This is a genomic window from Sinosporangium album, assembly GCF_900100605.1.
Lineage (GTDB): Bacteria > Actinomycetota > Actinomycetes > Streptosporangiales > Streptosporangiaceae > Sinosporangium > Sinosporangium album.
The window spans coordinates 1-11450 of sequence record NZ_FNCN01000046.1 but is presented as its reverse complement, the minus strand read 5'-3'; the positions used below and the strand labels follow the sequence as shown (position 1 = coordinate 11450).

14 protein-coding genes are annotated in these 11450 nt (G+C 70.3%); 6 read left to right on the top strand and 8 right to left on the bottom strand.

All coding sequences use genetic code 11. The annotated features are described in order from the left end of the window. Window positions 1-27 precede the first annotated feature (27 nt). From BLQ73_RS28345 to BLQ73_RS28335, 3 genes are all read left to right on the top strand, one after another. Window positions 28-558 (top strand): helix-turn-helix domain-containing protein, encoded by a 531-nt coding sequence (locus BLQ73_RS28345; protein ID WP_093175365.1) that lies wholly within the window; start codon window positions 28-30, stop codon window positions 556-558. Window positions 559-560: 2 nt separating this feature from the next. Continuing rightward, window positions 561-1028, top strand: coding sequence for a hypothetical protein (locus BLQ73_RS28340; protein WP_176955737.1), 468 nt, complete (start codon window positions 561-563; stop codon window positions 1026-1028). Between the two features lie 138 nt (window positions 1029-1166). Continuing rightward, a complete protein-coding gene (locus tag BLQ73_RS28335) occupies window positions 1167-1499 on the top strand; it encodes a DUF2516 family protein (protein WP_093175363.1) in 333 nt (110 codons plus the stop codon). 75 nt (window positions 1500-1574) lie between these two features. Here BLQ73_RS28335 and BLQ73_RS28330 read toward each other — a convergent pair whose 3' ends face one another. Further along, the gene (locus BLQ73_RS28330; RefSeq protein ID WP_176955736.1) at window positions 1575-2243 is read right to left on the bottom strand and encodes an SGNH/GDSL hydrolase family protein; all 669 of its coding nucleotides are present in this window, start codon (window positions 2241-2243) and stop codon (window positions 1575-1577) included. A gap of 219 nt (window positions 2244-2462) precedes the next feature. Beyond that, window positions 2463-3401 (bottom strand): neutral zinc metallopeptidase, encoded by a 939-nt coding sequence (locus BLQ73_RS28325; RefSeq protein ID WP_093175358.1) that lies wholly within the window; start codon window positions 3399-3401, stop codon window positions 2463-2465. A gap of 82 nt (window positions 3402-3483) precedes the next feature. Between BLQ73_RS28325 and BLQ73_RS28320 the strand changes: the two genes are divergently transcribed. Then, window positions 3484-5106 (top strand): DUF2207 domain-containing protein, encoded by a 1623-nt coding sequence (locus BLQ73_RS28320; RefSeq protein WP_245691516.1) that lies wholly within the window; start codon window positions 3484-3486, stop codon window positions 5104-5106. Between the two features lie 39 nt (window positions 5107-5145). Here BLQ73_RS28320 and BLQ73_RS28315 read toward each other — a convergent pair whose 3' ends face one another. Further along, the gene (locus BLQ73_RS28315; RefSeq protein WP_093175356.1) at window positions 5146-6096 is read right to left on the bottom strand and encodes an asparaginase; all 951 of its coding nucleotides are present in this window, start codon (window positions 6094-6096) and stop codon (window positions 5146-5148) included. A gap of 69 nt (window positions 6097-6165) precedes the next feature. Between BLQ73_RS28315 and dtd the strand changes: the two genes are divergently transcribed. Then, window positions 6166-6591, top strand: a complete 426-nt coding sequence (dtd, locus tag BLQ73_RS28310; protein WP_093175353.1) for a D-aminoacyl-tRNA deacylase — start codon at window positions 6166-6168, stop codon at window positions 6589-6591. Between the two features lie 83 nt (window positions 6592-6674). Here dtd and ygfZ read toward each other — a convergent pair whose 3' ends face one another. From ygfZ to BLQ73_RS28290, 4 genes are all read right to left on the bottom strand, one after another. Further along, window positions 6675-7661: a CAF17-like 4Fe-4S cluster assembly/insertion protein YgfZ gene (gene ygfZ / locus BLQ73_RS28305; RefSeq protein ID WP_093175349.1), complete on the bottom strand. Its 987-nt coding sequence runs from the start codon at window positions 7659-7661 to the stop codon at window positions 6675-6677. 104 nt (window positions 7662-7765) lie between these two features. Further along, window positions 7766-8179 (bottom strand): Fur family transcriptional regulator, encoded by a 414-nt coding sequence (locus tag BLQ73_RS28300; protein WP_093175346.1) that lies wholly within the window; start codon window positions 8177-8179, stop codon window positions 7766-7768. A gap of 667 nt (window positions 8180-8846) precedes the next feature. Further along, window positions 8847-9158, bottom strand: a complete 312-nt coding sequence (locus BLQ73_RS28295) for a DUF2470 domain-containing protein (RefSeq protein WP_093175344.1) — start codon at window positions 9156-9158, stop codon at window positions 8847-8849. Window positions 9159-9250: 92 nt separating this feature from the next. Beyond that, window positions 9251-9757, bottom strand: a complete 507-nt coding sequence (locus BLQ73_RS28290) for a heme-binding beta-barrel domain-containing protein (protein WP_093175341.1) — start codon at window positions 9755-9757, stop codon at window positions 9251-9253. An 89-nt stretch (window positions 9758-9846) separates the two neighbouring features. Here BLQ73_RS28290 and BLQ73_RS28285 point away from each other — a divergent pair, with 89 nt between their 5' ends. Then, entirely contained in the window at window positions 9847-10209 is a 363-nt protein-coding gene (locus tag BLQ73_RS28285) for a DsrE family protein (RefSeq protein ID WP_093175339.1), read from the top strand. Between the two features lie 122 nt (window positions 10210-10331). On the opposite strand, the gene BLQ73_RS28280 is transcribed toward BLQ73_RS28285, so the two are convergent. After that, window positions 10332-11060: a type 1 glutamine amidotransferase gene (locus BLQ73_RS28280; RefSeq protein ID WP_093175419.1), complete on the bottom strand. Its 729-nt coding sequence runs from the start codon at window positions 11058-11060 to the stop codon at window positions 10332-10334. Window positions 11061-11450 lie beyond the last annotated feature (390 nt).

Genomic DNA, 11450 nt, shown 5'->3' with positions numbered 1-11450 from the left:
CAAGCAGGTGTGACGCACAATGAGCGCATGGCACTACCCAAGGTCGGCTCGATCGGCGAATACATCCGTGAGCAGCGCACGCAGGCCAAGATCTCACTGCGTCAGCTCGCCGCGTCGGCAGGGGTCTCCAACCCTTACCTGAGCCAGATCGAGCGCGGGCTGCGCAAGCCCAGCGCGGAGATCCTCAACCAGATCGCCAAGGGGTTGCACATCTCCGCCCGCGCGCTCTACGTGCGTGCCGGTCTCATGGAGGACCGCGAGGCGCCGAGCGATGTGACGGCGGCGATCAGAGCCGACACCTTCATCACGGAGCGCCAGCGCCAGGTGCTGATCGACATCTACGAGTCGTTCCGCAAGGAGAACCAGGTCGCGGAGCACGTCGCGGCCACGGCTGAGGACGGCCGGCCCGAGCCGAGGCCACAGGGGGGCGACGTCCCTGGTCCGCAGGCGCACGACTCGCCGCTGCCGCAGGAGTTCCTCGTCGCGCTTGAGCCGTTCACGGACGAGACACGCTCCTCGTGCAACGGTCACGTCACACCGGATTCCAGGAAAGGCTGACAATGACACTCGCCACCGAGGTGAAGAAGCTCACCGAGACCAAGCCCTTCTACGCCGTGGCAGGCGCGGGCGACCTCGCGATGGAAAAGCTCCGTGAACTGCCCGACCAGCTTCAGCGCCTGCAGTCGCGCGGCCCCGATCTGCGTGAGGCCGCCCGCGAGCTGCCCGGCAAGGCGCGCGAATACGCGTCGAAGGCCGAAAGCTACGCCAGGGACTTTCCGGAGAAGGCCAAGGACTACGCCGACCATCTCACGGTCCGGGCCGGCGAGCTCTACGACGAGTTCGCCACGCGTGGCCGCCGGGTCGTCAACGGCGGTCGCAAGCCCCGCCGCCGTCAGATCGACACGACCAAGTCCGCATCGGCCTCCCGGGCCCGTAAGACGACGACGCGGCGGTCCACCGGCAGCGGCACCCGCACCGGCACGGCCACCGGTGCCCGCAAGCCGCGCACGACGACCACTTCCCACTGAGCGGCGGATCCGCAAGAATGGCCCGACCTCTTGAGGGGGTTCGGGCCATTTCGCCGTCTCCCGCCGTGTCACGTCACCGTTTAGGGTGGAGTGGCCGTCCCTAAGCCGGTCGGCACGATGCAGCCTGCTGGAGCGCCCATGCTTTATAACGTCCTGGACCTCATCATGTGGATCCTCGCGATCTGCGCCTTCGGCATGTCGGCCTGGGCACTGATCCACGCGATCCGCAGCCCCGCCAGGGCTTTTGCCGTCGCCGGTAAGCAGACCAAGAAGATGTGGCTGATCATCCTGGTCTTGGCGACCCTGTTCTCCTTCATGGCCGCCGTCGGATACTTCGGGATCGGGCTCGGCCAGCTCAACATCTTCGCCATCGCCTCGGTGATCGCCTCCGGCATCTACCTCGCGGACGTGAAGCCCGCCGTCAGCGAGGTGGGCAAGGGAGGCAACTCCGGGCCCTACGGCCCCTGGTGAACGACCGGTGAGCGACTCGTGAGCGACCGGTCAGCGACCGATCACTCACGCGGTGACGCCCGGCCCTGTCGGCCCCTACCGGCCCGCGGTGATGCCGCGGGCCTGGAGGGACAGGGCCAGCCAGCGCGCGAGCCGTACATGCCCCTGGTGGGTGGGATGCACGCCGTCGGGGAGCAGGATGCCAGTGGTCCGCGGCGTGATCCATCGGCGGGCCAGCGGGTCGAGGAACGTCACCCGCGACTGCTTGGAGGCCAGGGAGATGGCGTCCCGTACGGGATAAGCCCAGCGGGGAGCGCCTCCGATCCAGATCGGGCCGACGACGACCACGCGGGTGCCGGGCCAGTGTATGCGCACGGCGCGCAGGAGTTTGGCGGCTGCGCGATAGACCGTCAAGGGGTGGGTGCGGCGGTCGTTGTGGCCTCCGGAGACGATCAGCATGTCAGGGGCGGGCCGCCAGGCCAGCTCCTGTACGAAGGACTCGTGGAAGTTCCGCCCCACCCTGCCGGGGTTGACGAAACCGGTGCCGGAAGCTCCGGCGACGATGAGCTGCCAGTCGAACTGGCGGGCCACCTTGGCCGCGTAGCTGTCCCATGTCCGCACCGGCCCCGACCCGACGGTGAAGCTGTCACCGAGGACGGCGACGACGGGGGCGTTTCGAGGCTGCGCCGCGGCCTCGGAGACGGGAATGGGTGTGGTGCTGCTGGCCCCGCTACACCCGGTCAGTGCGCCCGAAATTACACACAATATCGCCATTGTTGCGGCGGCCCGGGTGACCAGAGGGCGACCTGATAAGGCGAGCCCGCGCATGACCACCCCACCGTTCTTGAGCGGATCCACGTGAGCGGCCCAGGCGACGGCCTGAGCGGTGTCGAGCAGTGTCGAGCAGTTTGGAATTTTGACACGTCCCAGGGGTGAACGCCGGGGATTTCGCCCGTGTCCTGAAGAAACACCCTGGGTGGGCGATCAGGACACGTCGCGCAGCGGAGCGGTCCACGTGTCGCAGACCCCCGGATGCCCCGCGTTGTAGCCCCGGTCGAGCCACCCCGCGTAGTTCGCCCCTGACCCGTGGTCGCGCTCGCCCTCGGGCTTGCGGTCCTCGCCGCGTGAACGCGAATCGTTGAGCACCAGCGCCCACTGGCCCTCGCCCATGGGGAGCGTACGGCGCACCGCCCCGAAGTACGCCCCCGCCAGGCACTGCGCCTGGAGCTCCACCCGGCGGGTAATCTCATTGGCCTCCACGGCGGGCGTCGAGTCCCGCAGCCTCCAGGCCAGCGACAGGATCCCGGCCTGGTCCTGGACGTGGTGGGAGTACTCATGGGCCAGCACCCGGGCGTAGACGCCGTACATCGCACCGGGGACGCCCCCCGACGCCTTGACGATATCCCTGGTGCCGACATACATCCCGCGGTTGATCGGACAGTAGAACGCCGACGCCCCGGCCACCGGGTAGTCGCCGCACGGTCCGCGCCCCGGAGTGTCCCAGAACACCCGGCCGGGCCTGGTGAAACGCACCCCGGCCTCGGCGAACCCCGCCTCCCAGGTGCGGTCCAGGCAGTCGGTGAACCGTTCCATGAAAGCCGCCATGGAGGCGGCGTCGCCGTCCACGATGGACTGCGCCCGGCAGTCGAACCCCTTCAGGCCGCGCACGCCGTACACGGGGTTGCTCCTGAGCACCCGCGCGCGGTCGAGGCTCATGTGCGGGCGGCCGGGGCCCGTGCCGTACGCGGCGCGGCCGGCGGGCGCGGTGTGGCCGGTGACCTGGAGGCGCTGCTCGGCCACGGCGTCCACCATGATCAACATCAGGAGGACGGTGGCGAGGAGCCCCAGCGCCGCCGTCCAGGTCGTCGTACGGCGGTGGCCCGCGTGAGCCCGTCGATCACCGCGTCGATCATCGCGCAGCATGGCCTCTCCCCCGATGCCGACCGTCTTCCCGGGGGCGTGTCACCTCCGAGACTCATCTACCCATCTGGTTACGCTCCGTGACATGACTCTCTGTCAGCTCGCGGCGTCGGCCGTCCTGGCCCTGTCCGCTCACACGGGCGGGCCCACGACCCACGACGTGGCGCTGGAGTTGGACGAGAGGGGCGTCCTCCACGTGACCGAGCGGATCACCCACGATTTCGGGGCGGGCGGCGAGATCACCCGCACCGTGCTCACCCGCGCCCAGCACGACGACGTGCACGACCGGCTCTACCACATCGCCAACGTCACCGGCCCGGGCCCGGTCGAGGACGACAGGCTCACCATCTCGGGCAAGGGACGGCAGACCATCACCGTGAGTTACGACGTGACCGGCGCGGTGACGCCGCACGGCGAGGTCGAGGAGATGCGGTGGTTCGCGGCCGGCGGGCTGAGCGTGCCGGTGTCCTCGGCGACCGTCACCGTCACCGGGCCGGAGCGGCTGCAGGGCCTGTCGTGCTTCGCCGGCGCCCTGACCTCGGCCATCGGATGCACGTCGGCGACGATGGACCACCACAGATCGGCCGCGACCTTCCGCCAGCGCGGCCTCGGCCCCGGCCAGGTGCTGACCGTGGTGGCGGCCTACCCGCGCTATGCGAGCGGCGCCACGCCCATCCTCGACCGGCGGTTCGACCTGTCGGAGTCCTTCGACGTCAACCCCGTCACGGGCGCGGCGCTCGCCGTACTGCTCGCGCTGCTCCTCGGCGGCGCCGCGTTCCTCCGATGGACGGCGGGCCGCGACGCGCGGGTCGGCAGGCGGGAGGGCAGGCCGGTCGTCGGGCCGCCGGAGGGAGTACGGCCGGGCCAGATCGGCACGCTCCTGGACGAGCGGGCGAACGTCGTGGACGTGACGGCGACCATCGTGGACCTCGCCGTCCGCGGGCACCTGGCGGTGGAGGAGACGGCCCGGGAGATCTACGACGCGCCGGACTGGCTGCTGGTGAAGCGGTCGGCCGAGGGGCTGGTGCCGTACGAAAGGGCGCTTTTCACGGCGATCTTCGCGGAGAGGGACAGTGTGCGGATCTCGGAGCTGGGCGGCACGCTCGCGGGCCGTCTCGGCGAGGTGCGCGACGCCCTCTACGCGGACATGGTCGGACGGGGGTGGTTCGCCCATCGGCCGGACGCCGTACGCACGCCGTGGACCGCCCTCGGCGTCGCGCTCACCGCCGTGGGGGTTCCGGCGGCGGTGGCGCTGGCGTGGCTCACGCCGTACGGCCTGCTGGGGTTGGCTGTGATCATCGGAGGGGCCGCTCTCACCGCGGGGGCACGGCACATGCCCGCCCGCAGCCGGGCGGGCTCGGACGCACGCGGGCAGGCGGAGGCGTTCCGGGACTACCTCACCTCGGGGGCAGAGACCGCGGGGCTGGCGGACGAGGAGAGGACGGCGCTGTTCGCACGCCACCTGCCGTATGCCGTGGCCTTCGACGCGCTGGACGCGTGGACCCGGATGCTTCCGGCGTCCACGTCGGGGGACGGAGCGGGGAGCGCGGCGGGGGACGGAGCGGGGAGCGCGCCGGGGGCGGTGGCGCGGGGCGTGGCGTGGTATCGCGGTCCGGCGGGCTGGGACGGCTCCAGGCTGCCCGCTTCCCTCCGGGCCTTCACCCTCACCGTGTCGGGAGCGCTCGCGGGCACGCGGCAACTCCGCTGACTCTCCCAGGGCTCCCGCACCCGCGGATGCCGGTGGGCTTCAGTGGGCCTTGCGCACCCGGATCTCGCCGACCGGCTTGCCTCCGCCTAACAGCGGGATGGAGTCGAGTGTGGCGAGCTCGGGAGCGTCGAGGCCGATCGTGCGGAGGGCGGCGGCGGTCACGGGGGGACGCGCCCGGGAGCCACCGTCTTCGATCTTGATCGAGCCGGCGCGGCCGTCCGAGTAACTGAAGGCGCTGAACCCTTCGGCGCCGGGCTTGACCAGAAGGCCGGGGATCGCCCGCATCACCGTGGTCTCCGGGAGCTCGGAGGCGGCCACCCACTCCGGGTGGGCGCGTATGGCGTCGGCGAGCCGCCGCTCCAGTGTGCCCGGCTCCGCCAGGGTCAGCCTGCGGAACGCCCGGGTCACGCCCGGCATCGAGACGAAGAAGAGGGGTGCTCCGCACCCGTCCACCCCGGTCGCGGCCACCCGTTCACTGGTGAATTCCTCGACGGTGTCCCTGATCGCCCGCTGGAGCGGATGCGCCGGGTCGAGGTAGGTCTCGGTGGACCAGTCGTTGACCACGCAGGTGGCGAGCATGGCGGCATGCTTGCCCGAGCAGTTCATGTAGACCTGCGAGGGCGCTCCGCCCGAGCGCAGCACCTCACGGACTGATTCCCGGTGGTCGGGGAGCGCCTCGGGACAGCGCAACGCGCTCTCGTCGAGATCGACCCCCGCGAGGATCTTGCGTACGCCGTCCACCTGGAACGCCTCCCCCATGTGACTGGAGGACGAGAGCGCGAGCAGTTCGCCGTCGAGTGGGAGCCCTGATCGCAGCATGCCCATGACCTGGAACGGCTTCATCGACGACCGTGGCGAGACCAGTGCGTCAACGGCACCGTGGACGCTGACGGGGGCACCGTCGGCGTCCACTGTCAGCATCCTCGCGCGGTGCGTGGACTCCACGAACCCCGAGCGGACAACCTCCACAATCAACGACTCACTCGACATTTCACGCTCCCTTCGAGGGGGAGTCTACGGGCGTCAAACCTGCTCCCCGATCTGGAAGAATCACATGTCATGCGAGCGGTAGTACAGCGCGTGAGTTCGGCGTCGGTCGAGGTAGACGGGGCGACCGTCGGCGCGATCGACAAACCCGGTCTGCTCGTCCTCGTCGGCGTCACCCACACCGACACCCCCGAGCACGCGCGCAAGCTCGCCGCCAAACTGTGGGGCCTGCGCATTCTCCACGGCGAGCAGTCCTGCTCCGACGTCGGCGCCCCGCTCCTGGTCATCAGCCAGTTCACGCTGTACGGCGACACGCGCAAAGGCCGCCGCCCCACCTGGCATGCCGCCGCCCCCGGCCCCGTCGCCGAACCCCTCGTGGAGGCCGTCGTCACAGCCCTCCGCGACCTCGGCGCCCACGTCGAAACCGGCGTCTTCGGCGCCGACATGAAGGTCGGCCTGGTCAACGACGGCCCCATCACCCTGATCGTCGACATCTGACGCCCGCCCGCCGACCCCGGGCCTGTCAGCCGATCAGGCCGGCGCCCCCGCGGTGGGCGCCGACCTGATCGGCTGCGGACGGATCAGCGGATGCGGCGGCGCAGAGCCGGGTCCACGGCGACGTTGCGGCCGGCGTCGGGGGGCACGATGACCTCCTGGCTCGCGGCCACACCGCCCGCGAGCAGCGGAGAGTCGACGGGGACGGTGCGCTTGACCAGGGCCAGGGCGATGGGACCGAGCTCGTGGTGGCGGGCCGAGGAGCCGACGAAGCCGACCTCCGCGTCGCCGTGCACCACGGGGGCGCCGTGAGGAGGCAGGGTGTCGACGCTGCCGTCGAGGTGGAGGAAGACGAGTCGGCGCGGCGGGTGGCCGAGGTTGTGGACACGGGCCACGGTCTCCTGGCCCCGGTAGCAGCCCTTGGACAGGTGGACGGCCGCCCCGATCCATCCCACCTCATGGGGGATGGTCTTGTGGTCGGTCTCCTGGCCGAATCGCGGCCGGTGGTCCGCGATGCGCTCCGCCTCGTAGGCCCACAGGCCGGCCGGGCGCAGGCCGAGGTGCTCGGCGAGGTGCCGGCGGGGCACCAGGAGGTCTTCGCCGATCGCGACCGTGCCCTCGGGGAGGGCCTCGGGGCCGAGCTCGGCCCGGGTGGTCAGCACGGCGTACTCGACCGTCAGATCGGCCACCTCGACTCGCAGCATGAAGCGCATCTTGTCGAGATATGTCACCAGCTCGGAGCCTGCGCCTGGTTCGACATGCGCCCAGATGCTTTCACCGTCATCGACCAGGGTCAGGTGGTGCTCCACCCGGCCCTGAAGGTCGAGGACCAGCGTCTGAGTCGGCTGCCCGGGCACGAGGTCCACGAGTTTCTGCGAGCTGAGATCGTTGAGCCAGGTGAGCCGGTCGGGGCCGGTGACACGGACGACCTCCCGGTTGCTCCGGTCGACCACGGCCTCGCCGTTCAGCAGCGCACGCTGCTCGGCGAACGGATCACCGTAATGCGCGGCGACATCGGCGTCGGGCGCCTGCGCGGCGACCGCTCCAGGAATGTCCAGCAGAGGGCTTCGCATCCCCCAAGGCTACGACCACCGGGACGGTTTCGGTGCCGCCGGGGCGGGCCATGCCGTGGTGCGATGCCGTGCCGTGCGATGCCGTGCCGTACGGGAGGCTCGCCTCAGCGGCACTCGCGGCAGCGGCCGAACACGGTCAGGTGGTGGACATCCGGAGAGAAGCCGAAATCGCGGTCGAGTTTCGCCACGAGATCCTGCACCGTGTCGGAGCTCACCTCGGTCACTCCCCCGCATCCCCGGCAGACCAGGTGCAGGTGGTCGGCCTCGGACGCCAGGTGATAGGTGGGCGCCCCGTGCCCCAGGTGGGTGTGGGAGACCATGCCGAGCTCTTCGAGGAGCTCCAGCGTGCGGTAGACCGTCGAGATGTTGACGCCCCGCGCCGTCTCACGCACCCGGGAGCAGATCGCCTCCGGGGTCGCGTGCTCCAGCCCTTTGACCGCCTCCAGAACAAGCTGGCGCTGCGGAGTGACCCGGTAACCACGAGCCCGGAGTTCCTCGTCCCATGACGTCTCGGCCATGTCCAGAGTCTAAGAGGAGAACGGCTCGCATACATCCGGCACCGAACCGTTCGACAGATATTCGTGCCCTGGCCGCCGGCCGCCCGGGCGCGATCGGGGGCCGGACGGTGGGAGTGGTGCCCGGTGCCCTTCACGGAAGGGGCGCCTCCCGGCGCCGCCGCATTCCAGATCGCGTCGAGGCCGGTCAGGCCGAGGCTGGTCAGGCCGAGGCTGGTCAGAGGATGTCGGGGCTGGTCAGAGGATGTCGGGGCTGGTCAGAGGATGTCGGGGCTGGTCAGAGGATGTCGGGGCTGGTCAGAGGATGTCGGGGCTGGTCAGAGGGCATCGCCGGGATATTCGCTTGCCTCCGGTCGCGGCCGTTTCATATGGTTCAAACACGCAGAAAGGAGGTGGTCCAAACAATGGTTGATCATGATTGGGCTAGCGAGGTGGCTGTCCGCTAGGACACCGCTGTCCGGACCTGCGTCCGGGTGTCGGTGACGCCCTGGCGAATTCCAGACAACTACCGGAACCCCGGGTTGCCAGTGGGAGACCCCCCTCACGCGCATGGGCCGTGATCGGATGTCTTCCTAGGTCCAACTGGCCCCCTCATCCCCGAGGCGGAGCAGACCCGGGGTTCTTCCCTGCTCAGGGCCATTGGGTGACGGGCCTTTGAGTGGCGGACCTTTCAGTGGCGGGCCTCGCCGAGTGGCCTCACCCCGAGCAGGTCGCACGACTCCTTGTACAACCGCACCACGGCCATGCGCACCTGTGCCCGCTCCGTCAGCGTCTCACCCCACGGCACCCGCACGGGCACCTCGCCGTCGGCGACGGTCACCCTGAAGTCGATGCCCTCGGCGTCCACCCCCGTCGTGGTGGCGCTCGTGGCCTCGGGCCGGCCTCCGAGGGCCCGGCAGATCAGCAACGCGTCAGCGGCGTGGTCGTCATTCATGTGACGCTTGACGGCTTCCACCACGTCCGGAGTGAATGGGTTGCTCATAACGCCCGATAGTACGGCCCCGCCATGCGGCCCCCGGTGCGGGGCGGCAGCCTGCGGGGCCCGTGCCGTACGGCAGAGGCGACCCGAGGCGATCACTCGCCGGGGACGAAGTCGGCGACCTTCTTCAGCTCGCCGGACATGTGGGACTGCAGGGGCTGGCCGACGGCGGCCATGTCGTAGGCCCACATGAGGTTGCCGTTGACCAGGCCGTAGATCCGGTGGCCGGCCGTGTATTCCTTGGCAGTGGCCGTACGGGCGACCACGTCGGAGCGCAGTTCGATCTTGTGGAAGACGACCTCGCCCACGTAGATCTCCACGATGCCGGTCGGGTGCGTGAGCACGACCTCAAGCTGCCGGTCGGGGAGCTGCCGCCAGAACCCCGTCTCCGTGGCGAGGGGCCGGACCCGATTGCCGCCCTCGTCGAGCAGCCACGTGCGGCTCACATAGCTCAGGAACGGCTTGCCGTTGTGCCCGAAGACGACCTCCTGCCCGAAGTTGAAGCTCTCGATCGTCGGATATCCCCCCACGCCCGCGCCTTCCCACCGGCCCAGAAGGAAGGCGATCGGCTCAAGATCGGGGTGAATCTCAGGTGTGTCCATGACATCCGAGCCTAGGGCCGATACGGCCGAACTCATACGCGGCGGGACCGGTTGGCACGCTGCAGTTCAGCACCCATAGGCTTCATGACATGGCCCGATCTCTCGTGATCAAAGTGACAGCGGGGGCCGAGGCCCCCGAACGCTGCAACCAGGCATTCACCGTTGCCGCCGCCGCCGTCGCCGCCGGTGTGCCCGTGTCGCTGTGGCTGACCGGTGAAGCGTCGTGGTTCGCGGTGCCCGGCCGGGCCGACGACCTCGGTCTCGCCCACGCCACCCCCCTCAGCGACCTCCTCGCCGTAGTGCTGGCCGGAGGCCGGGTGACGCTCTGCACGCAGTGTGCCGCGCGGCGCGATCTCACGCAGAGCGACCTCATCGAGGGCGTGCGCATCGCGGGAGCCCCGACGTTCGTCGAGGAGTCCGTCGCCGAAGGGGCGCAGGCCCTCGTCTACTGAGGCCTACTGAGGCCATGGACGACCGTTGACGTGAACCGGCCCCCGGATGGCGTGCGCCGTCCGGGGCCGCCCTGCGCGAACACGAACATGAGGGGCTTGTCGCCCTCCGGTGGGGACGCCGGTCAGCCGGGCAGGACCGTGCCGAGCCTTTCCTGACGCAGCCGCTCATACCACCCGTCGTCGAGAGGGGCGAGCGAGCCGACGACCCACTCCATCAGCAGGTCGGCGAGGGCCGGATTGCGGGCGAGGGCAGGACCGTGCAGGTATGTGCCGACGACCTTGCCCGCGTAGCAGCCCTCCGTGCCGTCGCCGTTGCCGACGCCGACGACGGTGGTGGAGAGAGGCCGCACGCCGGGGCCGAGATGAGTGACGCCCATGTGGTTCTCGAAGCCGGTGAGGATGGGAAGCGCGAGAGCGGGGTCCACGTTCGCCGCGAGCTCGCCCACGGCGCGTCGCTCACCCCGGCTACTGGCGATGTCCAGCAGCTCGATGCCGGCGACGGGCTGCCCCTCCTCCCCGCCGAAGGTGCTGCCCATGATCTGGTAACCCGCACACACCGCCAGCAGCGCCGCGCCGTTCGCGACGGCCCGGTGCAACCCGCCGTCCCGGCGCAGCCGGTCGGCGGCGAGGATCTGCGGGCGGTCCTCTCCCCCGCCGATCAGGTAGATGTCGCCCTGGTCGGGAACCGGGTCCGCGGAGCGGACATGCACGATCTCCACGGGGATGCCCCGGCCGCGGGCCCTCTGCTCCAGGACCAGGACGTTGCCTTGGTCGCCGTAGGTGCTCAACAGATCGGGATAGATCCACACCAGCCGCAGCGCGCTGTCGTGCCCCCCGCCCTGGCCCGTCATGGGAGCGGCCACGGGATGACCTCCGGAGTCGCCCGGGTAACCGCCGGGATATCCGGCGCCCCCCGTGTGGCCGTCTCCATGGTGACCTCCCGGATATCCGGCCGGTTCACCGTAACCGGCCGACCCCGGGTCGCCCTGACCGGCCGGGTAGCCGTCTGCGTGGCCGTGCCCGAAGTGACCGGCTGAGTGGTCTGCCGGATAAGCGCCTCCTGGGCCGTGACCACCGTGGTAGCCGGGCATCGAACCCTGGTCGCCGTGGCCGAGCAGGTGGCCGCCCCGATCACCGGAGTAGCCGGCCGCCGAGCCCGCGCCGTAATCCACCGGCGAGCCCTGGTCTCCCGGGCCGGGCGGGTAGCCGTCGCCCTGACGGAACCGATCAGCCGGATACGC